The 23,879-nt window shown below is 63.9% G+C and carries 21 protein-coding genes; 11 read left to right on the top strand and 10 right to left on the bottom strand.

All coding sequences use genetic code 11. The features are described from left to right. Nucleotides 1-27 precede the first annotated feature (27 nt). From M0534_RS02420 to M0534_RS02410, 3 genes are all read left to right on the top strand, one after another. Nucleotides 28-1,275 (top strand): ammonium transporter, encoded by a 1,248-nt coding sequence (locus M0534_RS02420; protein WP_248566824.1) that lies wholly within the window; start codon nt 28-30, stop codon nt 1,273-1,275. 123 nt (nt 1,276-1,398) lie between these two features. Further along, nucleotides 1,399-2,001: an ABC transporter ATP-binding protein gene (locus M0534_RS02415; RefSeq protein WP_248566823.1), complete on the top strand. Its 603-nt coding sequence runs from the start codon at nt 1,399-1,401 to the stop codon at nt 1,999-2,001. Beyond that, nucleotides 2,001-2,801: an ABC transporter permease gene (locus tag M0534_RS02410; RefSeq protein WP_248566822.1), complete on the top strand. Its 801-nt coding sequence runs from the start codon at nt 2,001-2,003 to the stop codon at nt 2,799-2,801. Before M0534_RS02415 ends, M0534_RS02410 begins: the two co-directional genes overlap by 1 nt. Before the next feature lie 357 nt (nt 2,802-3,158). Here the strand turns inward: M0534_RS02410 and speE are convergent, their stop codons facing one another. Continuing rightward, nucleotides 3,159-4,034, bottom strand: a complete 876-nt coding sequence (gene speE / locus M0534_RS02405) for a polyamine aminopropyltransferase (protein WP_248566821.1) — start codon at nt 4,032-4,034, stop codon at nt 3,159-3,161. Nucleotides 4,035-4,159: 125 nt separating this feature from the next. Here speE and speA point away from each other — a divergent pair, with 125 nt between their 5' ends. Further along, the gene (gene speA, locus M0534_RS02400) at nt 4,160-6,046 is read left to right on the top strand and encodes a biosynthetic arginine decarboxylase (protein ID WP_248566820.1); all 1,887 of its coding nucleotides are present in this window, start codon (nt 4,160-4,162) and stop codon (nt 6,044-6,046) included. Between the two features lie 111 nt (nt 6,047-6,157). Beyond that, nucleotides 6,158-7,042: an NAD(P)-dependent oxidoreductase gene (locus tag M0534_RS02395; RefSeq protein WP_248566819.1), complete on the top strand. Its 885-nt coding sequence runs from the start codon at nt 6,158-6,160 to the stop codon at nt 7,040-7,042. Between the two features lie 89 nt (nt 7,043-7,131). Here the strand turns inward: M0534_RS02395 and M0534_RS02390 are convergent, their stop codons facing one another. The 3 genes from M0534_RS02390 to M0534_RS02380 all read right to left on the bottom strand — a co-directional run bounded on the left by M0534_RS02390 (nt 7,132) and on the right by M0534_RS02380 (nt 12,170). Next, entirely contained in the window at nt 7,132-7,818 is a 687-nt protein-coding gene (locus M0534_RS02390; protein ID WP_248566818.1) for an SPOR domain-containing protein, read from the bottom strand. Beyond that, nucleotides 7,819-9,579 (bottom strand): arginine--tRNA ligase, encoded by a 1,761-nt coding sequence (argS, locus tag M0534_RS02385; protein ID WP_248566817.1) that lies wholly within the window; start codon nt 9,577-9,579, stop codon nt 7,819-7,821. A 389-nt stretch (nt 9,580-9,968) separates the two neighbouring features. Continuing rightward, the gene (locus tag M0534_RS02380; RefSeq protein ID WP_248566816.1) at nt 9,969-12,170 is read right to left on the bottom strand and encodes a primosomal protein N'; all 2,202 of its coding nucleotides are present in this window, start codon (nt 12,168-12,170) and stop codon (nt 9,969-9,971) included. Between the two features lie 283 nt (nt 12,171-12,453). Between M0534_RS02380 and M0534_RS02375 the strand changes: the two genes are divergently transcribed. After that, a complete protein-coding gene (locus tag M0534_RS02375) occupies nt 12,454-13,011 on the top strand; it encodes a TIGR02444 family protein (protein ID WP_248566815.1) in 558 nt (185 codons plus the stop codon). 113 nt (nt 13,012-13,124) lie between these two features. Here M0534_RS02375 and M0534_RS02370 read toward each other — a convergent pair whose 3' ends face one another. From M0534_RS02370 to M0534_RS02360, 3 genes are read right to left on the bottom strand one after another with little or no spacing between them, the layout of a single operon-like run. Further along, complete coding sequence (locus M0534_RS02370; RefSeq protein WP_248566814.1) at nt 13,125-14,534, bottom strand: NAD(P)(+) transhydrogenase (Re/Si-specific) subunit beta; 1,410 nt, start codon at nt 14,532-14,534, stop codon at nt 13,125-13,127. A gap of 12 nt (nt 14,535-14,546) precedes the next feature. Then, nucleotides 14,547-14,840 (bottom strand): NAD(P) transhydrogenase subunit alpha part 2, encoded by a 294-nt coding sequence (locus tag M0534_RS02365; protein WP_248566813.1) that lies wholly within the window; start codon nt 14,838-14,840, stop codon nt 14,547-14,549. Next, complete coding sequence (locus M0534_RS02360; RefSeq protein ID WP_248566812.1) at nt 14,837-15,970, bottom strand: Re/Si-specific NAD(P)(+) transhydrogenase subunit alpha; 1,134 nt, start codon at nt 15,968-15,970, stop codon at nt 14,837-14,839. Before M0534_RS02360 ends, M0534_RS02365 begins: the two co-directional genes overlap by 4 nt. Nucleotides 15,971-16,042: 72 nt before the next feature. Between M0534_RS02360 and M0534_RS02355 the strand changes: the two genes are divergently transcribed. From M0534_RS02355 to M0534_RS02335, 5 genes are all read left to right on the top strand, one after another. Further along, complete coding sequence (locus M0534_RS02355) at nt 16,043-16,240, top strand: hypothetical protein (RefSeq protein ID WP_248566811.1); 198 nt, start codon at nt 16,043-16,045, stop codon at nt 16,238-16,240. Between the two features lie 183 nt (nt 16,241-16,423). Beyond that, complete coding sequence (locus tag M0534_RS02350) at nt 16,424-16,993, top strand: HNH endonuclease (RefSeq protein WP_428348274.1); 570 nt, start codon at nt 16,424-16,426, stop codon at nt 16,991-16,993. Between the two features lie 288 nt (nt 16,994-17,281). Further along, nucleotides 17,282-19,000, top strand: coding sequence for a 2-isopropylmalate synthase (leuA, locus tag M0534_RS02345; RefSeq protein WP_248566809.1), 1,719 nt, complete (start codon nt 17,282-17,284; stop codon nt 18,998-19,000). Between the two features lie 28 nt (nt 19,001-19,028). Continuing rightward, nucleotides 19,029-19,949: a 5'-3' exonuclease gene (locus tag M0534_RS02340; protein ID WP_248566808.1), complete on the top strand. Its 921-nt coding sequence runs from the start codon at nt 19,029-19,031 to the stop codon at nt 19,947-19,949. Continuing rightward, a complete protein-coding gene (locus M0534_RS02335) occupies nt 19,939-20,808 on the top strand; it encodes a fructosamine kinase family protein (RefSeq protein ID WP_248566807.1) in 870 nt (289 codons plus the stop codon). The genes M0534_RS02340 and M0534_RS02335 overlap by 11 nt, the downstream gene beginning before the upstream one ends. A 115-nt stretch (nt 20,809-20,923) precedes the next feature. On the opposite strand, the gene M0534_RS02330 is transcribed toward M0534_RS02335, so the two are convergent. The 3 genes from M0534_RS02330 to M0534_RS02320 are packed head-to-tail and all read right to left on the bottom strand — an operon-like array spanning nt 20,924 to nt 23,798. Beyond that, complete coding sequence (locus tag M0534_RS02330) at nt 20,924-21,673, bottom strand: MlaA family lipoprotein (protein WP_248566806.1); 750 nt, start codon at nt 21,671-21,673, stop codon at nt 20,924-20,926. Then, entirely contained in the window at nt 21,670-22,725 is a 1,056-nt protein-coding gene (locus M0534_RS02325; protein WP_248566805.1) for a phytoene/squalene synthase family protein, read from the bottom strand. Before M0534_RS02325 ends, M0534_RS02330 begins: the two co-directional genes overlap by 4 nt. Continuing rightward, nucleotides 22,722-23,798 (bottom strand): CDP-6-deoxy-delta-3,4-glucoseen reductase, encoded by a 1,077-nt coding sequence (locus tag M0534_RS02320; RefSeq protein ID WP_345894692.1) that lies wholly within the window; start codon nt 23,796-23,798, stop codon nt 22,722-22,724. The genes M0534_RS02325 and M0534_RS02320 overlap by 4 nt, the downstream gene beginning before the upstream one ends. Nucleotides 23,799-23,879 lie beyond the last annotated feature (81 nt).

Raw genomic sequence — 23,879 nt, 5'->3', positions numbered from 1 at the left:
GCACTGGCTCTCTGAGAGGACTCAACGATGAATGACGCAACCATCGAAATTGCATACGCACTAGATACGTTCTACTTCCTGATGTCCGGCGCCCTGGTCATGTGGATGGCCGCGGGCTTCACCATGCTTGAGTCCGGGCTGGTGAGATCCCGCAACACGGTGGAAATACTGACCAAGAACGTGGCCCTGTATTCCATCGCCTGCATCATGTATTTCCTTGTCGGTTACCAGATCATGTACGCGGGCGGCGCCACCGGATTCATCCCCGGCTTTGCCCTTGGCCTGGACGCCGAGAACACGGTGGCCGAGGTGCTGGGAAGTGATGGCGACATCTACTACTCGAACACGTCCGACTTCTTCTTCCAGGTGGTGTTCGCCGCCGCGACCATGTCCATCATTTCCGGGGCCGTCGCCGAACGCATGAAGCTGTTCAGCTTCCTGGCCTTCGCGGTGGTCATGACCGGCTTCATCTATCCGTTCCAGGGTTACTGGAGCTGGGGCGAAGGCTGGCTGGACGCGCTGGGCTACTCCGACTATGCCGGTTCCGCCATCGTGCACATGGCTGGCGCCGCCGCAGCGCTTGCCGGTGTCATTCTGCTTGGACCGCGCAAGGGCAAGTACGGCCCGAACGGTGAGGTTCGCGCAATTCCAGGTGCCAATCTGCCGCTGGCAACCCTGGGCATGTTCATCCTCTGGATGGGCTGGTTCGGCTTCAACGGCGGTTCCGAGCTGAAGATGTCCGATGTGGATTCGGCCAACGCCGTGGCGCTGGTGTTCGCGAATACCAACCTCGCTGCCGCTGGTGGCCTGGTGGCCGCGCTGCTGGTATCGCGTGCCATGTTCGGCAAGTCCGACCTGACCATGTTGCTGAACGGCGCCCTCGCCGGCCTGGTGTCCATCACCGCGGGTCCTGATGTCGGCTCGACATTCCTGGCGATCCTGATCGGTGCCGTTGGTGGCGTCCTGGTGGTGTTCTCCATCGTGTTCCTGGACAAGCTGAAGCTCGACGACCCGGTCGGTGCCATCTCTGTGCACGGTACCTGCGGTATCTGGGGCGTGCTGGCAGTCCTGCTGTGGAACGGCGATGCCACCTTCGTCGGCCAGATCACGGGTATCGTCGCGATCTTCCTCTGGATGTTCGTGGTCAGCTTCATCGTCTGGGGCATCATCAAGGCCACCATGGGCCTGCGTTGCAGCGACGAGGAAGAAGCACAGGGCATGGACATCTCCGAATGCGGGATGGAAGCCTATCCGGAATTCACCAAGCAGAGCTGATCCCCCGGTTCTGACAGGTGGAAAACCCAGGGGCGCCCACGGGCGCCCCTTTCTTGTTGTCCGGTTCCCGCTTCGGGCCGCCTCCCCTACAATGCGGGGTCTTTCTTCACCAGGGATGGTTCCGTGCCCGCCAAAACGCCGCTTCGCCTGCACAACCTCGGGATTGGGAGCCTGCATGGCGTCGACCTGACCGTGGCTCCCGGGGAGATCGTCTGCCTTTCGGGGGCCTCCGGCTCCGGCAAGAGCCGTCTGCTGCGGGCGGTAGCCGACCTCGAGCCCCATGATGGCGAAGTCACTCTCGGAGACTTGGTCCAGGGCCGGGTTCCGGGTCACCGCTGGCGCGCCGCGGTGATGCTGGTGCCCGCCGAGAGCCAATGGTGGGCCGAGACCGTGGTCGCCCACTTCCCCCCGGAGCACCGACTGGATCTGACGCCGATCGGCTTTGACGATGCCGTCATGGGCTGGTCGGTCAGCCGACTGTCTTCCGGAGAAAAGCAGCGCCTGGCACTGGCCCGGGCCGTTGCCCGACAACCGGAAGCCCTGCTCCTGGACGAGCCCACCGCAAACCTCGACGCGGACAGTATCCGGCGGGTGGAAACCTGGTTGCAGGAGCTGATTCGGGAGCGTCGCCTGCCGGTACTCTGGGTGGCCCATGATCAGGCGCAGATCGAGCGTGTCGGACGGCGCCACTTCCGTCTCCGTAACGGCACGCTGGAGCAGGCTTGATGGATGTCATCGAGCTGAGCTGGTGGGAGCTGGGACTGGCCTCGCTGCTGGTGGTGGCGCTGGCCGCGGTCGCCCATCTGGCGCGCCTTGGTCTGGGCAAGGACATTCTGATTGCCGCAGCGCGCACGGTGCTGCAACTGGCGCTGATCGGACTGGTGCTCGAGGCCCTGTTCTCGGTGGGTTCCCTGCACTGGGTGGCTTTGATGGCGCTGGCAATGCTGCTGATCGCCGGCCGCGAGGTCATGGCACGGCAGAAGCGGCGCCTGTCCGGTGGCTGGGCCTTCGGTATCGGTACCGTGTCCATGTTCCTGTCATCGTTCACGGTGACCGTGCTGACGCTGACCGTCATCATCGGTCCGGATCCCTGGTTCACTCCGCAGTACGCGATCCCGCTGCTGGGCATGATGCTCGGCAACACGATGACCGGTGTCGCCCTTGGCCTAGATCGTCTGACCGACGGCGTCTGGCGCCAGCGGCAGTTAATCGAGAATCGGCTGATGCTGGGCGAGAGCTGGAGCCAGGCGATTGCCGATATCCGCCGCGATGCGATGCGCAGCGGCATGATCCCGATCATCAACGCCATGGCCGCGGCAGGTGTGGTCAGCCTGCCCGGGATGATGACCGGTCAGATCCTGGCCGGCAGCCCGCCGGCGCTGGCGGTGAAATATCAGATCCTGGTGATGTTCACGATCACCGTGGGCACGGGCTTCGGCACGGTGGCCGCGGTGATGGCGGGGAGTCGCCGCCTGTTCGATGAACGCGAGCGCCTGCGTACGGATCGTTTGCACACGGTTTCTTAGAATTTTTCGTGGCCGTTCCGATAGCTGCCGGGCCAGTGCAAGGTTTCGTCTGGCCTGACGAACGTTCCGTTCAACAGGGCCAGCCGAAAGCTTCCACTGCCCCTTACTGGGACGCGGGAATAATTCAGTGTGATCCGCTACCATGGTGGTCACCCGCGCTCGGTTACCGCCGCCGCCAATGCGCATCCCGGCCTTGGTGTGTCCGAGCACCTTCCTTGTCCGAAAACCTTGGTTGTCCCGCCAACAGATCACACCGCGTGGGTCCGCTTCGCTTGACCCACCCTACGTCGCTACCGAACCGGCACCGCGCCTTGCCAGATGACCAAAACCGGTGTCGGGCGCAGACGCGGGAATAATTCAGCGTTTCCTTAACTGCTCGGTAAAGCGGTGCTGGCAGAACGGCGGTGCGGTCAGGGCTGCGCGATGCATGTCTGCACTGTAATAGTGCGTCCCCAGATCTGCCTCGCGGGCGTCGTTCTCGCGAAAGCGGGTCAGGTCAGCACCCTTGCTGGCCATGGTGGCCGACCACCAGCCGGTGGGATAGCTCACCACCGGGAACTGCAGCGTCGCCAGACGCGTGAAGCCGGCGCCACGCATGGCCTGGTGCAGATCGCGGATCAGGCTGTCCACATGCAGGATCGGTGACTCGCTCTGTTGCACCAGCAGGCCGTCGTCGGTCAGCGCGCGATGGACATCACGCAGAAAGCTCTCGCCGAACAGCCCCTCGGCGGGGCCGACCGGGTCCGTACTGTCGACGATGACCACGTCCAGCGAGCCGACGGCGCAGTCCTTCAGGTACTGCAGCCCGTCCTCGAAGCGCAGCTCGGCGCGCGGGTCGTCGTTGGCCGTGCAAAGCTCCGGAAAGTACTGCAGCGCCGCACGCGTCACGCCCTCGTCGATGTCCACCTGCACGCATTGCTCGACCCCGGGGTGCTTGAGCACTTCCTGCAGCACGCCACAGTCCCCACCGCCGATGATCAGCACCCGCTTCGGCGCCGGATGGGTGAACAGCACCGGGTGCGACATCATCTCGTGATAGGTGAAATTGTCCCGGCTGGTCAGCATCATGCAGCCGTCGATCACCAGCAGATTGCCCCAGCGTTCTGTTTCGAACACCTCGATCTTCTGGAACGGGGTCTGCTTCTCGTGCAGCTTGCGCCGGATCTTCAGCGAGAAGGCGATGCCCTCGTCGCCGAACGGCTCGCTGAACCAGTGCCTGTCATCCAGTGCCATGTACCTGCTCCGCCGAATGGAATTGAACGCGGCGGATTATCGCCAAGCCCGGTGGGCCCTGTCACCCGTTGTCTACCCGTGGCCGGTGATACCATGTGCGGCCGCGAACAGGGGGGGTCTTGGCCATGGCTGACTGGGACGTTGCGCAGGCACGCGGTATCTACAATGTGCGTCGCTGGGGTGGCGGTTATTTCGATATCGACGAGCAGGGCCGCATCGTCGCGTATCCCGATCGGGACGCGGGGCGGTCCGGCATCGTGCTTTCCGATCTCGCCGATAAGCTCCAGCAGCAGGGGCTCTCCCTGCCGGTACTGGTGCGCTTCACCGACGTGCTCCGTGACCGGGTGGATACCCTCTGCAATGCCTTCGCCGAGGCCATCAGTCGGCATGACTACCGGGGTAGCTACACGGCCGTTTACCCTATAAAGGTCAATCAGCAGCGCCGCGTGGTCGAGGACATCCTGCACCACGGTGGCCAGCGGGTGGGACTCGAGGCCGGCAGCAAGCCGGAGCTGATGGCGGTGCTGGCGATGGCTGCGCCCGACTCGCTGGTGGTCTGCAATGGCTACAAGGATCGTGGCTATATTCGCCTGGCGCTGCTGGCCCAGCGGCTGGGTCTGCGGGTCTTCATCGTGCTGGAGAAACGCTCCGAGCTGGACCTGGTGTTGCGGGAGGCGCGGGCCATGGGTGTTCGGCCCCGGTTCGGCATGCGTCTGCGGCTTGCCTCGATTGGTGCCGGCAAGTGGCAGAACACCGGTGGCGAGAAATCGAAATTCGGCCTGACCGCGGCGCAGGCGCTGTCGGTGGTCGAGCGCTTGCGGACCGAGGATGCGCTGGACACCCTGACCCTGTTGCATTTCCATCTGGGCTCCCAGATCCCCAACGTTCGGGATATCCGCCGCGGCATGCGCGAGGCCGCGCGCTATTATGCCGAGTTGCATCGGTTGGGCGTGCCGGTGCAGGTGCTCGATGTCGGCGGCGGCCTGGGCGTTGATTACGAGGGCACGCGGTCACGCAATTACTGCTCGATGAACTACAGCGTCGGCGAGTACGCCAACAACATCGTGCATGCAGTCTGGGAGCTGTGCACCGAACAGGGCCTGCCGCAACCGGACCTGATCTCCGAGTCGGGCCGTGCCCTCACTGCCCATCATGCAGTGCTGATCAGTAATGTCATCGATCACGACAGCGGTGGCAGTGACGGCGACCCGGTGGCCCCGGCACCCGATGCACCGCAGATCCTGCAGGATCTCTGGCGCTGTGCCCGGGGCGAGCACAGCGGTTCGCCGCTGGAGCTCTATCATGACGCCGTGCACGGCCTGCAGGATGCCCAGGACATGTATGTGCACGGTGTACTGGACCTGCCGCAGCGGGCCCAGGCCGAGCAGTTCTATCGCCTGGCTTGTTGGCGCGTGCAGCCGTTGCTGAATCCCAGGGCCCGCAATCACCGCGAGGTCATGGACGAACTCAACGAGAAGCTGGCGGACAAGCTCTTCTGCAATCTCTCGATCTTCCAGTCCATGCCGGATGTATGGGCCATCGACCAGGTCTTCCCGATCCTGCCGCTGGCCGGGCTGGACCGGCGCCCCGAGAGTCGCGCCGTGCTGCAGGATCTGACCTGCGATTCGGACGGCTGCATTCGCCACTATGTGGATGGCGAGGGTGTGGAGAGCACACTGCCGTTGCCGCCCTATCGACCGGGCGAGCCCTATCGACTGGGCATCTTCCTGGTTGGCGCCTATCAGGAGATCCTGGGCGATATGCACAATCTTTTCGGCGACACCGATTCAGTGAACCTGGAACTCAGCGCCGATGGCTACCGGCTGAGCGAACCGGCCCGCGGTGACACGGTCGCCTCGGTGTTGCGCTATGTACATTTCGAGCGTGATGCCTTGCTGGACGGCTACCGGCGACGGGTGCAGGCGGCCGAATTGACAGCCGAGGAGCAGGAGGCGTTTTTCGCAGAACTGGAGGCGGGCCTGGACGCCTACACCTACCTGGCAACGCCCTAAACACGTCCCTGAAATCCGAGGGAAACGCTGCCAGGGGCCAAAACCGGTCTCCAACGCAGGCGTGCGAATAAATCAGCGTTTCCCTGAGTCACAAGCAATACGGAGTTGGCAATGAAAACGGGAGTGATCGGTCTCGGTGCCATGGGCACCGGCATGGTGCGCAATCTGGCCGCCAACGGCCTGCTCACCGCGGTCTGGAACCGGACCGGGGCGCGAGCTGAGGCACTGGCCGCAGAACTCGGCGTCACGCCGGCCGCCGACCCTGCCGACCTTGCCCGCCGCTGCGAGGTAATCCTGACCTGTGTGTCCCGGGATGCCGATGTACTGGAGGTGATCCAGTCGCTGCAACCGGGGCTTTCCGCGGGCAAGGCCGTTGTCGATTGCTCCACCATTGCCGTCGACAGCGCGCGACAGGCGGCGGCAATGGTTGGCGGTGCCGGTGCACGGTTCCTGGATGCGCCGGTTTCCGGCGGCCGGGAGGGGGCCGAGGCCGGTCAACTGGTGTTCATGGTGGGCGGCGAGGCGGCGGTGGTCGAGGAACTGATGCCGGTGTTCCGGGCCATGGGCAAGCAGACCACGCACATGGGGCCGGCGGGTAGCGGCCAGGCGACCAAGGCGGTGAACCAGATCATGGCCGCCGGGATCAACCAGGCGGTGACCGAGGCGCTGGCCTTCGGTCAGGCCTCGGGCCTGGATATGGCCAAGGTCATTGAGGTGGTCGGCGGCGGCGCGGCCGGCAACTGGTTCCTGCAAAAACGCGGCGCAAGCATGGTCGACGGCGTATTCGAACCGGGGTTCAAGCTGGCCCTGCATCACAAGGACCTGTCCATCTGCAAGCGCATGGCCGCCGACCTGGGCGTTGCGCTGCCGGTCATCGAAATGACCCTGAAGCACTACGAACGGTTGCTGGAGGCAGGCTTCGGCGAGGAGGACATCTCGGCGCTGTTCCGGGCCAAGCGCGCGCTGTTCGAGAATGGAAATATTAAATCGCTCTGACGGATGGCAGAGCGCGTTTTAGGTGTAACGTTTAACGTTTTAAGCAACGTAAAACCTTAAACATTAAACGTAAAACGCGTACCCGCGGTTCAACCGCGGGTACGCAACAAAATACTACTGACGTTTTCCTCTTCCAGGCGGGCGCGGACGCGGTCGGCGCGGTCGCGGTCGGTGATCGGGCCGACGCGCACGCGATGCCAGGTTTCGCCGCCCTCGATCTGCACGCTCTGGATTTCGGCCTCGACCCCCATCAGCGCCATCCGGGCGCGCAGCCGGTCCGCGTCTTCCTGGTTTCGGAACGAGCCGGCCTGGATCAGGTACTGGATGACGTCCTCGGCTTCCGGTTGGGCCTCGGCCGTTTCGCGTTCCTCGCTGGGTGGATCGTCGTCCGTCTCCGCCGTCGGTGGTTCGGGAACCGGTTGCTCTTCCAGGCCGAGACTTGTCTCTTCCTCTTCGTCGGGCCGTCGCCGCAATTCCACCGGTTCGTCCGGCACCACGACCTCCGATTCCGAAAGCAGCTTGTAGAACTCGAACCGGGGGCGGTCGTCATCATCGCGGCTGGTGGCCACGTCGTCGGCCTGGGTGACCGGCTCGCTGTCCGCGAGCTGCTCAGGATCCTCGCCGACATGGTAGTTGTGCACCATCCAGGCGATCACCAGCCCGGGAACGAACCCCAGCAGCATGTAGAACCAGGCGGGTGCGCTGCCGCGACTGCGTGACTTGCGGCGGGGCTGCGCACCGCGTTTCGCCGGTTTTCTTCGTTTGCTTGCCGCCATTCACATTGCCTCGGGGGCACTGACGCCGAGTACGCCGAGGCCGTTTCGCAGCACCCGTTGCGCAGATGCCACCAGGCAAAGCCGGGCGTCACGCAGTGCCGCGTCGTCGACGATGAACTGATGCGCGTTGTAATAGGTATGCACGGCGTTGGCGAGTTCACGCAGGTAGTGGGCCAGTTGGTGCGGTTCACGAGCCAGCGCGGCCGTGCGAATCAGTTCCGGATACTGGCCGACCGCGGTCACCAGGGCCTGCTCGCGTTCATTGTCCAGTCGCTCGAGGTTGGCGAGGCCCTGCGCCTCGTCGTGCTGCAGGCCCTTTTCCGAGAGTTGCCGGAACACGCTGCAGATCCGGGCATGGGCGTATTGCACGTAGTAAACGGGATTCTCCGCCGAGCGCGACTTCGCCAGCTCCAGGTCGAAATCCAGGTGTTGCTCGGGCTTGCGCATGACGTAGAAGAACCGGGCCGCGTCCGTACCTACTTCATCACGCAGCTCACGCAGTGTCACGAACTGGCCGGAGCGGGTCGACATCTGCATGCGCTCGCTGCCGCGATACAGGATCGCGAACTGGACCAGCCGAACGTCCAGCCTGCCGGCATCAGCGCCGCTCGCAGTCAATGCGGCCTTGACCCTGGGCACGTAGCCGTGGTGATCAGCGCCCCAGATGTCGATGATCTGGTCGAAACCCCGGTCCAGTTTGTTCAGATGGTAGGCGATGTCCGAGGCAAAGTAGGTGATAGCGCCGTTGTCGCGCCGGACAACGCGGTCCTTCTCGTCGCCATAGGTGCTGGAACGGAACCAGATTGCGCCGTCCTGCTCGTATAGTTCGCCCCGATCCTGTAGCCGCTGCAGCCCCTGGTCGACGGCGCCGTTGCTGGTCAGCGAACGCTCGGAAAACCATTCGTCATAGGTGACGCCGAAGCCGGCCAGATCGTCGCGGATGTCGTCCAGCACCGTGTCCAGCGCGCGGTCGAAGACCTGTCGATAGGCCTCCTCGCCCAGCAGGCCGCGACAGCGGTCAACCAGTGCATCGATGTGCGTTTCCTTGTCGCCACCGTCGGCGGCATCGGCCGGCAAATCGGCCATTACAGTGGCTGCGGGGTGCCGCAGGCGGTCCCCGTCGCTGGCAGCGAGCGCGGTTGCGATCCCGCGCACGTAATCGCCGCGATAGCCATTGTCCGGAAAGCGAATCGATTCACCACGGGCTTCCAGGTACCGCAACCAGACGCTGGTGGCCAGGATGTCCATTTGCCGACCGGCATCGTTTACATAGTATTCGCGGTGCACCCTATGCCCGGCGGCGGCGAGCAGATTGCACAGCGCCCCACCGAAGGCCGCGCCACGACCGTGGCCGACATGCAACGGGCCGGTGGGATTGGCGGAGACGAATTCCACCAGCATCCGTTGGCCACTGCCCGGTTCGGCATGGCCGTAATGTTCGGCCTGGTCCAGCGCGTCACGCACCGGTTGGAACGCGGCATCCCTGCTGAGGAAGAAATTGATGAACCCCGGGCCGGCAATCTCGACGCGGTCCACCGCCGTACTCTCCGGCAGCGCGGCAACCAGCGCTTCGGCAATCTCCCGGGGCTTGCGCCGCGCGGGTTTCGCCAGCATCAGCGCTGTATTGGCGGCGAAGTCGCCGTGGGCCTTGTCCTTGGTCCGATCCACCTGGATCGCGACCTGCGTGTCTTCAGGCAATAGGCCATCGCGGGTCAGTTGCTGGACTGCACCGTGCAGCAGGTCGTGAATCTGATTTTTCATGAATGTGGCGGGATCGGTAGCGGATGTGGACCGGTATTATCCGTTGTGAACAGGCGGATTCAAGGGGCGGCCGCCTAGGGAAACACTGATTTATTCGCACGCCTGCGTTGGAGTCCGCATTTTTTCCGAGGCAAGGCGCGCTGCGCAGCGCCGCAGTGATTCTGCGGTCAAGCAGCGCAACGCAGCCTTCGGGAAAAATGCGGCCCAACCCGAAGGGCCCGGCCGGTTTTGGCCCCTGGCGGCGTTGCGTCCCCGGCCCGGTAGCGACGGCTACCGAACCGGCACCGCGCCTTGCCAGATGACCAAAACCGGTCTCGGGCGCAGACGCGGGAATAAATCAGTGTTTCCCTAGCCCCATCCAATGAGCGTCGGGTGCTCGCGAGGATGGTTCAGAGCATGTCCTGCGGATCCACGTCCAGCGACCAGCGGACCTTGCGTGCCAGCGGCAGATCGGCGAGCCCTGGTCGCAGTCTGAACAGGAAGCGTTGCATGGTCGGGCGGTCGCCACATTGCACCAGCAATTGGGCCCGGAAGCGGCCGGCCCGCCGTTCCATCGGCGCCGGCACCGGCCCGAGCAGTGACAGACCGGGACCCGCGAGTCCAACGCCAAGGCCCCGGGCCTGCTCGAGAAAGGCGCGCGGTGGCCCGGCTGTTGGTGCTTCGGCCCGCAGCAGGGCCAGATGGCCGCAGGGTGGCAGACCCATCAACTGCCGTTCCTTCAGCGCATCGTCGGCAAAGGCGCGATAACCGTCGCGTAGCAGACGCACCAGCAAGGGGTGTTCCGGGTGATGCGTTTGCAGCAGGACCTCGCCGGCGCGTTCCGCGCGTCCGGCGCGGCCGGACACCTGAACGATGAGCTGTGCCATGCGTTCGGTGGCGCGAAAGTCGGCACCGAACAGGCCCTGATCGCAATCGAGGATGCCGACCAGGCTGACATCCGGCAGGTCATGGCCCTTGGCCAGCATCTGGGTGCCAAGCAGGATGCGGGAGCGGCCGCTGTGCGCGTCGTCCAATAGCGCCTCCATCGCGCCCTGGCGGCGCGTGGTGTCGCGATCTATCCGGCTGACTGCATGTTCCGGAAACAGGGTCTGCAACATGGACTCCAGCTGCTCGGTGCCCTGACCGACTGATTGCAGCGTGGTGCTGCCACAGTCCCCGCAACGGGTGTCCACCGGCCGCTCATAGCCGCAGTGATGGCAGCGCAGGCGGCTGGCCGCGCGGTGGTACGTCAGCCGCGCATCACAACGGCTGCATTCGGCGATACCGCCGCAGTCGTGGCAGAGCAGCACCGGCGCGTAGCCACGCCGGTTGAGGAACAGCAGCACCTGGCCGTCGTCGTTCAGGTGCCGGTGCATCTGGCGGATCAGTTCCGGCGATAGCCCGGCCTGCAGAGGCTGGCCGCGCAGATCCAGCAGATGGACTGCAGGCGGTTTGGCCGTTCCGGCACGGCGGTTCAGCTGCAAATGCCGATAACGTCTCTGCTGCGCGTTGTGCCGGCTTTCCAGTGACGGCGTGGCAGAACCGAGCACCAGCGGAACACCAAGCTGGTGCGCGCGGACCACCGCCAGATCCCGGGCGTGATAACGGAAGCCGTCCTGTTGCTTGAACGACAGATCATGCTCCTCGTCGACGATCAGCAGGCCGGGCCGCGCCAGCGGCGTGAACAGTGCCGAACGGGTGCCAATGACCACGTCCGCGGTACCGTCCCGGGCGGCCAGCCAGGCCCTTGCGCGATCACCGTCGGAAAGACCGGAGTGCATCACCGCCAGGCGGGTACCCAGCCGCTGACGGAAGCGCTGCACCAGTTGCGGTGTCAGACCGATCTCCGGCACCAGCACCAGGGCCTGGCGGCCAGCGCGCAGCGTTGCCTGCAGCGCTGCCAGGTAAACCTCGGTCTTGCCACTGCCGGTGATGCCGTCAAGCAGGAAAACCGCGTGTTTATCCAGTGCGGCGCAGATTGCCGTGACTGCCGCATGCTGCTCATCGTTCAGCTCAGGCGCCTCGGTGGGGTATGTCGCGGCCTCGAACTCGCTTATCGGCTCAAGCAGCGCCTTGTCCACCAGATGTCGAATGGCGCCACGCCAGTCGCCATCAAGATCCTGCAAGTCCCCGATAGTCGCCGCGCCGCCGCAGGCAGTCACGCGGGCCAGCACCTGGGCCTGACGCGGCGACCGTTGCACCTGCCGTGCACATTGTTCTTCCGGAATATCGTCGTTGATGCGCCAGGCACTGACTGATGGCGCCGACGGCCACTGGCCGCGCCGCAGGCTGGTGGGAAGGCAGCCGGCCAGGACCTCGCCGATCGGGTGGTGATAATAGCGGGCGGCCCACTGCGCCAGGCCCAGCGTGGGCGCGTCCAGCAATGGTCTCTGGTCGAGGATCTCAATCGCCGGCCGCAACCGCTTTCGCGGATGATCGCTTGATTCGGATAATCCAGTGATGACGCCGACCTCGCGACGCGACCCCAGGGGTACGCGAACGCGGGCACCGGCCAACGGGCCGGGGCCATCGCCTGATGGCGGCAGATAGTCCAGCGGGCCGCTAAAGGGGCCGGGGACGGCGACCTGTAGAATGGATGAAGGTTTGCTCACGCCGTGCAGCCTAACCGATTGTGTTTGTGGACTGGATGTCGGCCATCGGCCTCGTCGCGCGCATGCCTGTGGATAAGTCTGTGGAAGAAATTCAGCCCCGATGCCCGCAACGGCATCCTGTCAGGCATGGATCTCCGGTTTGACCGTGCGTGTCGAAAAAAGGTTATTAAAACAACAGTTTCGGGTTCGTTTCTGCGTATTGATTAGGTTCGCGTCGCCACGCAAGGTTGCGTACCCGAACCGGCTGTGTGAATAACCCAACATGCGGACTTGCGAAACGGTAATGGCAGACGACGGTATTTGGCAGGAAATGGTCGACCTGTATCAGCAGCCTGGCATGGCCGAACATTGTCTGCTCTGCCAGGACCGGCTGGGTCTGAGTGTGACCGCAATGCTGAGTCTGATCCTGCTGGCCGTCGATGGCCGTGGCGCCATCCGGCCGTCCGCGGCGGCGGAAATTGCGGCTGAATCCGGGCGCTGGCAGGTGGACGTTCTACGTCCGCTGCGACAGGCACGCGATGCCCTGAAGGCGCGACTGCGGACTGATCCGGTGCCGGGTCTGGCCGAACTGCGGACAGGCCTGCTGGCGCGGGAACTGGATGCCGAGCGCATCGAGCAACGCCTGGTGCTCGCCCTTGCGGACAGACCGGGAGCGCGGGTGCCTGCCTCCGACCCACTGGCGGATGCCAGTTCGGCCCTGGCGCGTTACCTCCTCGCCCTGCCATGTTCACCGGATATCGAGAGCCGGCAACGTCTCTGCGCGATCCTGAGTGCGGCGCTGCCGGACTACGATGGCCTGGATATCATCCGCAGTTTCGACCTGGCCCTACGTGTGGGCTGAGCACTCGCACCAGCGCACCTGCGTCAGGGGTTCCCTGGCGGTTGGGTGGTTGGCGAAAAAAACGCCCGACGGATTGCCGTCGGGCGTCGTATGTCGCGGGAACGAGCAGGCGTCTAGAGTTCCTTGACCGCAGCCACCATCTTGTTCGCCACCTGGGCGCCGTCGCCGAACACCATGCGCGTGTTCTCGCCGTAGAACAGGGCATTCTCGACGCCGGAGAAGCCGGTGCCGCGACCGCGCTTGATCACCAGCACGTTTTCCGCATCCTCCACGTCCAGGATCGGCATGCCGTAGATCGGGCTGCTTTCGTCCTTCTTGGCGGCCGGGTTGACCACATCGTTGGCGCCGATGACCAGCGCCACATCGGTCATCTTGAACTCCTCGTTCACCTCTTCCATGTCGAAGATCATGTCGTAGGGAACACCAGCCTCGGCCAGCAGCACGTTCATGTGACCCGGCATGCGGCCGGCCACCGGATGGATGGCGAATTTCACCTCCACGTCACGGGCCTGCAGCAACTGCACCAGTTCCCAGATTTTGTGCTGGGCCTGAGCCACTGCCATGCCGTAACCCGGCACGATGATGACCCGCTCGGCATAGGCCATCATGTAGGCCGCGTCCTCGGCGCCGACGTCCTTCATCTCGCCTTCCGGACCGTCGCCATCTGCCGCACCGGTGGTGCCAAAGCCGCTGAACAGCACATTGCTAATCGGGCGGTTCATTGCCTTGGCCATCAGGTGCGTCAGCAGCATGCCGGCGGCACCGACCACGGTACCGGCAATTATCAGCGCCGGGTTGGCCAGCACATAGCCCTTGAAGCCGACAGCAAGGCCGGTCAGGGCGTTGAACAGCGAGATCACCACTGGCATGTCGGCACCGCCGATCGGAACCGTCATGCAGACACCGAATGTCAGTGCCAGCAGGAAGAACAGCGCAATCGGGAACACGCCGCCGGTGAACAGCACCCAGATGCCGGTCAGCACCAGCGCTGCGAACAGCACGATGTTGACGATCTGTTGGGCCGGCACCAGGGAATTACGGTTGAAACGGCCGTCCAGCTTGGCCCAGGCGATGAGCGAGCCGGAGAAGGCCACGGTGCCGATCATGCCGCCGAGCACGGCAAGCACGGCCACATCGCTGCCCATCTGCTGCTGCACCGACTGCAGCCCGCTGTCGACCAGGTCGCGTTGTGCCGCCAGCAGATAGACCGCGGCAATGGCGCCTGCCGAGCCGCCGCCCATGCCGTTGTACAGGGCCACCATCTGAGGCATGTCGGTCATGGCGACCTTCTTGCCGGAACTCCAGGCAATGCCGCCACCGATGGCGAGCGCCAGGATGATCAGCACATAGTTGCTGACCCCGGTGATGCCCGGATAGAAGAACGTGACTGCGGTGGCCACGATCATGCCGACCCCGGCCCAGAGCACACCGGTGCGCGCCGTCTTCGGCGAGCTCATGCCCTTGAGGCCGACGATGAACAGGACCGCGGCGACGAAATAACTCAGTTGAATGATTGTCTGCATGCCCGGCCCCCCTTATTTGGCTTCCGACTTGCTGCTCTTGAACATCTCGAGCATGCGTTCGGTGACCACATAGCCACCCACCGCATTGCCCGCGCCCAGCAGCACGGCAATGAAGCCGATCAGCTGTTCCAGCGGTGTGTCGGCATGACCCAACGCGATCATCGCGCCGATCACGACAATGCCGTGGATGAAGTTGGAGCCGGACATCAGCGGTGTGTGCAGAATCACCGGTACCCGGGAGATGACCTCATAGCCGGCCACCGCGGCCAGCATGAAGATATAGAGCGCCGTGAATCCCTCAATCATTTCTTGTCTCCTTCCAGGCGTTCACGCGTGGGGCCGTGCTTGACCTCGCCATCATGGGTCAGGCAGCTGTCGGCCTGGACCTGGTCCTCCCAGTCCAGCGCCAGTTCGCCGTCCTTCACGATCAGCGTCAGCAGGTTGTAGAGATTGCGGGCGTACATTTCGCTGGCATGCTGACACAGGGCGCTGGGTACGTTCTTCGGCCCGTGGATGATCACGCCGTTGTGATCCACGTCCTTACCCGCCTTGGTCAACTCGCAGTTGCCGCCGGTTTCGGCAGCCAGATCGACAATCACTGCGCCGCGCTTCATGCGCTCGACGGTCGCCTTGTCGATGATCTTCGGTGCCTCGCGGCCCGGGATCGCGGCGGTGGTGATGACCGCATCCGCCTTGGCGATGTGGTTGGCCAGCACCTCGGCCTGCTGCTTCCGCTCGTCCTCGGTCAGTTCGCGGGCGTAGCCACCCTCGCCCTCGGCCTTGACGCCGGTATCGATGAACTTGCCACCCAGCGATTGCACCTGCTCCCTGGTGGCGCTGCGCACGTCGTAGGCCTCGACGATGGCGCCCAGGCGCTTGGCTGTGGCGATGGCCTGCAGCCCGGCGACCCCGGCGCCAACCACGACCACCCGGGACGGCTTGATGGTGCCGGCTGCGGTGGTCAACATCGGGAATAGCCGCGGGCTCAGATTGGCTGCCAGCAGCACCGCCTTGTAGCCCGAGATCGAGGCCTGCGAGGAGAGTGCATCAATGGCCTGGGCGCGCGATATGCGAGGAACCAGTTCCATCGAGAAGGCGGTGATCCGGTTCTTCTGCAACGCCTTGATCCGGGTGTCGCCCTCATGGGGTGCAAGAAAGCCCATCAGCACGGCCCCTTCCGGCAACTTGCCTGCCTCCTCCACGGTCGGTGGCCGAACCTTCAGGATCACATCCGCTTTCTTGAACAGTTGGTCGCTCGACTTGACGATCTTCACGCCTTCGTAATCGGCGTCGTCGAAGCCGCTTTCCACACCGGCACCGCTTTCCAGAACCAGCTGTACATCGAGTTTTTCATACTGCTTGAGCAGGCTGGGGACCAGCGCGACACGGCGCTCGCCCTGCATGCTTTCCTTGGGTACGGCGACTGTGATCGGCATCGGCAGTCCTCCGGAGTTGTTGTTGGCACGCACCGCCTCAGTGTAGGGCGGAGCGAGGTGAATGTCGTCCCGGTGGCCAAGACGGACAATATCCGGCGAGCGTGGCAGAAAAAACGTATGCTGCACCGCGGCACGGCACTTAGAATAAAAGCGGCGGTCGAATTTTCAAAGCCGGTGCCCATGCGCCGGTTCCGGCAGCGCTCCTGCTGCAGCGGTCATCACATTGAAAAAATTGCGTTTTATAAAGGGTTCTGGAATAAAAGGGTTTAGAAATCAACACGGGGTAACGCAACGAGGCGATGGGGAAATAACGGAGTCGGTATCTGACAGGACGTCGGAGGATGCGGGCTCCCCCGGACAGGGCGCAGGCGCCAGGTGGCGATGCGCTGCGAGACAGGAGAGCCAGGCGTGATTCTTACCAGCAACCAGATCTTGCGAACGGACATTTCCGGCATGCCGCTGGAATGGATCAACTGCGAGGAGGCAGTCCGTCTCTATCATCTGGGCCAGGTTGTTTACACCTGCGGAACGTTGCTCTATCGCATGCGTGGTGGCTATTCCGCTCGGACCGGTCTCCGCAGTATCGTTGACCTCAATTCGATCATCGCCACCGAGGGCGCAATGCAGGCCCGCTTGAAGGGCCATGCCGGCTACACGCCGCCGCTGGACAACAAGGCGTTGTTCCGCCGCGATGACCACATCTGCCTCTATTGCGGTGAACGCTTCGGCAACAGCCAGTTGTCGCGGGATCACGTGACGCCGATCTCCCAGCGTGGTCAGGACACCTGGAACAACGTGGTGACTTCCTGCAAGCGGTGTAACAACGACAAGGCCGGACGCACCCCTGAACAGGCCGGTATGGCACTGCTGGCGGTGCCGTTCACGCCGACCCACGCCGAGTACGTGTATCTGAAGGGCCGTCGTATCCTGGCCGACCAGATGGAATTTCTGCGCGCCCATTTCCCGCGCAGCAGTCGCCTGCGGGATCGCTTCGTGGTCGAGGCGGCCGAGCCTTACGCTTGACCACGCACCATTGCGAGGCGTACTTTGAGAACATGATTATGTCCGTGTTTTTGAACGAGCTTCTGCGACTGACTCACCCGGCTTCCTGAGGGAGGTCGGGCCGCCATTTCGTTCGCACTCGTTTTCTTTTCCGAACACGGATCTGCCCCAGATGAAACACCTGAACCTGACTGTTTTCGCTGTGACCCGGGCCCTTGACCCGAGGTACAGCGTGGCCGGACGCCGTGCGGCGCTCCCCGGTTGCGCAATTCGCGTCGACGGGAACCTGCAGCAGGGAGGACCCGCGACATGTTGAAGCAGCCGCATACCAAGTACCGGGCCTTTCCGCCCATCGATCTGCCGGATCGCCGCTGGCCCGGCGTGCGTATCGAGAAGCCGCCGATCTGGTGCTCGGTCGATCTGCGGGACGGCAACCAGGCCCTGATCGAGCCGATGACCGGCGAGCGCAAGCGCCGCATGTTCCGGGCCCTTGTGGAGATGGGCTTTACCCAGATCGAGGTCGGCTTCCCGGCTGCCTCGCAGACTGATTTCGATTTCTGCCGCGAATTGATCGAACAGGACATGATTCCGCAGGGTGTCAGCATCCAGGTGCTCACCCAGGCGCGTCCGGAATTGATCAGGCGTACCTTCGAGGCAGTGCGTGGTGCCCCATCGGTGATCATGCACCTGTACAACTCGACATCGACGGTGCAGCGGCGGGTCGTGTTCCGCATGGACGAGCCCGGGATCGTCGACATCGCGGTGCGCGGTGCGGAGTTGGTCCGGAAACTGGCGCAGGCGCAGCCGCAGACGCAGTGGCAGTTCGAATATTCGCCGGAGAGTTTCACCGGCACGGAACTGGATTTCGCGGTCGAGATTGTCGACGCGGTGAACGCGGTCTGGGAACCCACGCCTGACCAGCGTTCGATCATCAACCTGCCGGCCACCGTGGAGATGGCCACGCCGAATGTCTATGCCGACCAGATCGAGTGGTTTGGTCGGCATGTTGCCGGGCGAGACGGCATCATCCTGTCAGTGCACCCGCACAACGATCGGGGCACGGCGGTGGCGGCCGCGGAACTTGCCCAGATGGCGGGTGCGGACCGGGTCGAGGGAACCTTGTTCGGTAACGGCGAGCGCACCGGCAACGTGGATATCGTCACCCTGGGGATGAATCTCTACACCCAGGGCATCGATCCGGGACTGGATTTCTCGGATATCAACAAGGTGGTGCAACTGGCCGAGTATTGTAACCAGTTGCCGGTGCACCCGCGGCATCCCTACGCCGGCGAGTTGGTGTTCACCGCGTTTTCCGGCTCGCATCAGGACGCGATCAAGAAGGGTTTTGCGGCTCAGGAAACGCAGGACATCTGGGAAGTGCCGTACCTGCCCATTGACCCCAAGGACGTGGGGCGCGACTACGAGGCCGTAATCCGGATCAACAGCCAGTCCGGCAAGGGCGGCATCGCCTATCTGATGGAGCGGGACTACGGCATGGTCATGCCGAGGCGGCTGCAGATCGAGTTCAGCCAGGTGGTTCAGAAGGTCACCGACCGTACGGGTCGCGAGCTCACCGCTGCCGAAATCTGGGATGCGTTCCGCGCCGAATACATCGAAGTCACCAGCCCGCTGTCCCTGGTCAACTACAGTGAGAGTTCCGAGGCCGAGGGTCAGGATACGCTGACTGCGACATTGCGAGACGGCGAGCACGAGCATCACGTTGCCGGGCAGGGCACCGGGCCGATCGACGCCTTCATGCAGGCCTTGCGCACGCACACGGGCTGCGAGTTGCACGTCACCGACTACAACGAGCATGCGGTTAACGCCGGTGACAGCGCCGAAGCGGTCGCCTATGTTCAGGTGCGCGGACCGGACGGTACGTCGCTTTACGGGGTGGGGCGGCACGCCAATATCGTCACTGCCTCGCTGCGGGCCGTACTCAGCGCCGTGAACCGGCTGACCGGCCGCAGTGTGCTGGAGGATGCCGCTGATACCGGGCTGCAGGCGGCACGCGAGGAAACCGCTTGAGGCTGATCAGTCGTGGCTTAATTCCCCCATGCCGCCGCTTTTCCTGATCGACGCCAGCATCTATATCTTCCGCGCCTGGTTTTCGGTGGATGACAGTCTGCGGGACGAGGCAGGTCGGCCGGCCAATGCCGTTTACGGCTATGGGCGCTTCCTGCTCGACCTGCTTGACGGCTCGCGGCCGTCCCACGCCCTGGCCGCTTTCGACGAGAGTCTGAGCACCTGTTTTCGCAATGACTTCTACCCGGCCTACAAGGCCAACCGGCTCGAGGCGCCGGCAGACCTGAAACGCCAGATTAAGATCTGTCAGGAACTGACGCGCGCGCTCGGCCTGCCGGCCTTGCGCAGCGAGCGTTACGAGGCGGATGACCTGATCGGCAGCGCGGCCTGGCATTTTCGCCGACACGGCTTCGCCATGCGGTTTCTCACTTCGGACAAGGATTACGCGCAGCTGCTGGAGCCGGGTGATCGGCTCTGGGACGCCGGCGGCCGGCGTAATCTGGACTGCGATGGCGTTCTCCGGGAGATTGGCGTGCGTCCGGACCAGGTCGCCGACCTGCTGGCGCTGGCCGGTGATAGCGTGGACAACATCCCCGGAGTGCCGGGCATCGGCCCGCGCACGGCAACCGTGCTGTTGCGGGAGCTGGGCAGCCTGGACGGGATCTATGCCCGACTGGATCAGGTGCCGGGCCTGCCGATGCGCGGTGCGGCCCGCGCTGCCCGGCTGCTCGAGGCGCATCGGGATCAGGCCTATCTGTCGCGGCGCCTGGCGACGATTCACTGCCAGGTGCCGGTGGACTGGTCGCAGCAGCGGTCGATAGAACTTGCGCCGCCCGCGCCCGAGAGGATCGACGCGCTTTGCCTGCCGACCGCCTTGCGGCGACGGGCCCTGGCCTGGGTGCAACGGGTCGCGCGGCAGCCAGTAGAGGAGACGGCAGGCCATGTGGTCTGAGATCGAACAGCGGATCGGCGAGGCACTGGGCAGGGATTTCCGCGCAGCTCGTCCGACACCGGTTTCCGGGGGCAGCATCAATGCGGCCTGGCGACTCGAATCCGGCGATGACGCGGTCTTTGTGAAAACCAATCGGTCCGATGCCCTGGACATGTTCGAGGCCGAAGCCGAAGGCCTGACCGCGATGGCCGACGCCAACGGTATCCGGGTGCCGCAGGTGATCACGCACGGCCTGGCCGATGGCAAGAGCTATATCGCGCTGGAGTGGATCGATCTGCGCGGCCGCGGTGACTGGGCTGGCCTCGGGGAGCGTCTGGCGCAAATGCACCGGCAGACGGCCGACACCCACGGCTGGCATCGAGACAACACCATCGGTTCGACGCCCCAGCCCAACCGCCAGGACGCGGATTGGTGCCGCTTCTTTGCGGACCAGCGGTTGGGCTTCCAGCTCGATCTGGCGGCAGGCGGCGGGGGCAACCGCCAGCTAATCGACGCAGGCCGTCGACTGCAGGAACAACTGCCCGCCCTGTTCAATGGCTACCGGCCGGTTCCCTCGTTGCTGCATGGCGATCTCTGGTCCGGCAATGTGGCCTTCGACCCCGCCGGCAACGGCGTACTCTTCGATCCGGCCACCCACTACGGTGACCGTGAGTGCGATCTGGCCATGAGCGAACTGTTCGGCCGCTTTCCCGATCCGTTCTACCAGGCCTACGCAAGTGCCTGGCCCGTCGACCCCGGCTATCCGGTCCGTCGCGACCTGTACCAGCTCTACCATGTGCTGAACCACGGCAATCTGTTTGGCGGGGGGTATTTCCGGCAGGCGGAGGGGATGGTCGGGAGATTATTGGCGGAGATTTGATGAGGAGTGTTCAGGTTTCAGTGTTCAGTGTTCAGTGTTCAGTTTTCAGATAGGGCCAACCCCCCGTCTGAAAACTGAAGTCTGAACACTGAAAACTCGCGGCCAAAAGGCCGCGTTACCAATCCTCCAACTCATCAAACGGATCCACTTCCGGCGGGCTGCCTTCGAAGATCACGTTGTTGCGGTGGCTGCGGTAGGCGCCGCGGGTGAACACGTATTCATCCAGGGCGGCTTCGCTGCGGAAGCGGGCTGCGGTGTCCAGGCGGGCGCGTGTGTTAACCGCCTCCAGTACGTAGAACGGCAGCACCACGGTCCAGCCGCCCAGATAGGTGATGACATTGGTGGCCGTGCTCACCGGAATGTCGTGCACGTCTCGGGTGTTGCTCGGCCCCAGCGCGGGAATCTCCAGGTGTGCGCCCTCGGAGACGCCCCAGCCGGCCAGGGTCTTGCCGAAATCCTCCTGGTTGCGCTCCAGGCCAACATGCTGGGCGACGTCGAACAGACCGAGTACGCCTACCGTGGAGTTGATCAGGAAGCGTCCCGAGTCACGGCCGCTCTGCCCCCACTTGCCCTGGAACATCCCGTTGACGATTGTTCCCGGATAGCGGGCGTTGCGGAAAAAGTTGGTTACCCCGTCGCGCATGAATTCGGGTGTTACCCGCACATAACCCCTTGCCAGCGGTGCGGCCACGAACCGGTCGAGACGCTGGTTGAAGCTGTAGATGCTGCGGTTCATCGGCTCCAGCGGGTCGTACACCTCTTCCTTGGGCGTTGGCGGCGTGCTGGCGCAGGCGGTGATCATCGTCATGGCAACGATCACGAGTAACAGACGGAGCGCAGTCGGGGCGCGACCGATAGAGTTCATGCGTGATTCTCCCCGGCTCGCAAGCGGCCGATTTCTTGTTCTTTGACCTGAGGCAGGCCTCGGCTACCGATCTGGAAGGCCAGTTGCAACAGCCTATCGCTGCTGGCGGACAGATTGCACGTTGCCACGATCAGACGCACCCGCCGGCGCGAGATCTTGACCTGCTCGCCGGTGGTAAAGCCGGTGTTTGCAGCAATATTGCGCAAGGTGTAGAGCGCCATGCCGATGGCCCAGCTGCAGAATCGTCGGATACCAGTCTCCTCCGCTGGAATCCGCAAGGTGTAATCCCGGGCACATTGCAGGTGCCGGTAGGCAACCGCAACCAGGAAGCGGATGCCGTCACGGTACGATTCCAGCGTGTGCCAGCGCTCCGCTGTTTCCAGATCCAGGCTGTGCGCCCGGAACACGTCACGGGGCAACCAGCAGATGCCGCGACGGCGGTCATCCCAGACATCCTTCAGGATGTTAGTCATTTGCAGACCCTGGCCGAAGGCAACGGCCAGGTCCCGCAATTCCCGACGCTGTGGCGCCAGCCGTGGATTTGCGTCGACGAACAGCTCGGTCAGCATTTCACCGACACAGCCGGCCACCACGTAGCAGTAATCCCGCAACAGGGCCCGATCGGCGAGGCCGTTGGGATTCTTTTCGTGTTCGAACCGGGCCATCCCGTGGCACATGGTCCGCAGGCAGGTTCGCAGCGCATCTTGCTGCGGCTGCGGCAGCTCGCGATGGGCGGTCAGCACGCCCCTGGTTTCGCCGATCAGCTCCCGCTCCAGCGGATCCCGGATCATGCCGGTTTCAAGCAGGGCGTTGGCGAAGGCGTCCGCGGTCCTATCATCGTCCAGCGCCGTCAGCAGGCGCCCGTAATGGAGTTCCTTTTGATCGGGCGCCATTTCAGTGCTGTCTTCGACGGTGTCGGCGATCCGGCAAAGCAGATACGCATTGGTGATGGCGGGCCGCAGCTCCTCGGGAAGCTGGGGAATGGTCAGCGCGAAGGTGCGCGAGACACCGGGCAGCAGCCGGTCCTGCAGGGCGAGCGACTCCGGCGTCATGCGGGTAGCTCGCCGTCCAGCGCGTAATCGAAGGGGTCGGCGAACAGGTGTTCCGGGTCCAGGCCGTGGTCCATGAAATCCCGGCGGGCCGCCGCGATCATGCCGGGCGGACCGGCCATGTAAACATCGTAGTCGGCCAGCGACGGGTAATCCGCCAGCAGCATATTGTGCACCAGTCCGATCCGGCCGTCCCAGTTGTCGTCCGGTGTCGGTTCAGACAAGCAGGGCGTGTAGCTGAAGTTCGGGTGCTCGGCCTGCCAGCGGCCCGGAAGATCCGGCAGATACAGATCCTGGCGGGTCCGCGCGCCCCAGTAGAGGTGCAGTGGGCGCGAAAGGTTTGCCGCGAAGGCATGTTCGAGAATGCCCTTGATCGGTGCGAAGCCGGTGCCGCCGGCGACGAACAATGCCGGTCGGTCGGAATCCTCGCGCAGGAAAAAGCGGCCGAACGGTCCTTCCAGCCGCAACAGCGCTTTTTCCTGCATTTCCCCGAAGACATGGCCGCTGAAGGCGCCCTCGCCGACATTGCGTACATGGAGTTCCAGTAGCGCGTCGTCGTGTGGCGCGTTGGCCAGCGAGTAACTGCGGCGGCGGCCGTCCCGCAGCAGGATGTCCACATATTGTCCGGCGAGGAACTGCAGCCGGTCCTGATCCGGCAGCTTCAGCAACAGACGCATCACGTCGTGATTGAGCTGGGTCATGTCTGCCACACGGCAGGGGAGCTTGCGCGGCGTGATGTCCACGGTATCCCGCACTTCGCGGACTTCGATCACCAGATCACTGGCGGGCTCGGCCAGGCAGAAAAGCGCCTGGCCGACGGCATCCTCCTTTTCGTCCAGTGCCTCCGGCAGACGGTTTCCCGGGTAACGGATCTCACCCTCCACAACCTTGCCCATGCAGGTGGTGCAGGTGCCACCGCGGCAGCTATAGGGGATCGCCAGTCCGTGGCGCAAGGCCGCGGTGAGCACCGACTCGCCGGCTTCGGCGAGAAAGGCGTGGCCACTAGGTTCTATTCGTATGCGGTAGCTCATTTCGTGATTGTCGCTGATTTCGGCGAGGTGTTTAAGGAGAGGCACCTATTCTTCCGACCCCATGGCGGGGGAGGACAAGCTTTTCCTCGGACTGACGAACCTGCGGTTCAACAGGTCCGATGAAAA

This window comes from Methylonatrum kenyense (genome assembly GCF_023195885.1).
GTDB lineage: Bacteria > Pseudomonadota > Gammaproteobacteria > Nitrococcales > Aquisalimonadaceae > Methylonatrum > Methylonatrum kenyense.
Note: the sequence above shows the minus strand (reverse complement) of the source record. Positions and strands in the feature narration are given on the sequence as shown.

Coding starts and splice junctions, on each gene's coding strand:
- M0534_RS02395 (WP_248566819.1), top strand. CDS start 6,158: ATGAAAACGGGAGTGATCGGTCTCGGTGCCATGGGCACCGGCATGGTG.
- M0534_RS02410 (WP_248566822.1), top strand. CDS start 2,001: ATGGATGTCATCGAGCTGAGCTGGTGGGAGCTGGGACTGGCCTCGCTG.
- M0534_RS02370 (WP_248566814.1), bottom strand. CDS start 14,534: ATGCAGACAATCATTCAACTGAGTTATTTCGTCGCCGCGGTCCTGTTC.
- M0534_RS02350 (WP_428348274.1), top strand. CDS start 16,424: ATGCCGCTGGAATGGATCAACTGCGAGGAGGCAGTCCGTCTCTATCAT.
- M0534_RS02375 (WP_248566815.1), top strand. CDS start 12,454: ATGGCAGACGACGGTATTTGGCAGGAAATGGTCGACCTGTATCAGCAG.
- M0534_RS02420 (WP_248566824.1), top strand. CDS start 28: ATGAATGACGCAACCATCGAAATTGCATACGCACTAGATACGTTCTAC.
- M0534_RS02330 (WP_248566806.1), bottom strand. CDS start 21,673: ATGAACTCTATCGGTCGCGCCCCGACTGCGCTCCGTCTGTTACTCGTG.
- M0534_RS02390 (WP_248566818.1), bottom strand. CDS start 7,818: ATGGCGGCAAGCAAACGAAGAAAACCGGCGAAACGCGGTGCGCAGCCC.
- speA (WP_248566820.1), top strand. CDS start 4,160: ATGGCTGACTGGGACGTTGCGCAGGCACGCGGTATCTACAATGTGCGT.
- M0534_RS02340 (WP_248566808.1), top strand. CDS start 19,029: ATGCCGCCGCTTTTCCTGATCGACGCCAGCATCTATATCTTCCGCGCC.
- leuA (WP_248566809.1), top strand. CDS start 17,282: ATGTTGAAGCAGCCGCATACCAAGTACCGGGCCTTTCCGCCCATCGAT.
- speE (WP_248566821.1), bottom strand. CDS start 4,034: ATGGCACTGGATGACAGGCACTGGTTCAGCGAGCCGTTCGGCGACGAG.
- M0534_RS02335 (WP_248566807.1), top strand. CDS start 19,939: ATGTGGTCTGAGATCGAACAGCGGATCGGCGAGGCACTGGGCAGGGAT.
- M0534_RS02360 (WP_248566812.1), bottom strand. CDS start 15,970: ATGCCGATCACAGTCGCCGTACCCAAGGAAAGCATGCAGGGCGAGCGC.
- M0534_RS02365 (WP_248566813.1), bottom strand. CDS start 14,840: ATGATTGAGGGATTCACGGCGCTCTATATCTTCATGCTGGCCGCGGTG.
- M0534_RS02325 (WP_248566805.1), bottom strand. CDS start 22,725: ATGACGCCGGAGTCGCTCGCCCTGCAGGACCGGCTGCTGCCCGGTGTC.
- argS (WP_248566817.1), bottom strand. CDS start 9,579: ATGAAAAATCAGATTCACGACCTGCTGCACGGTGCAGTCCAGCAACTG.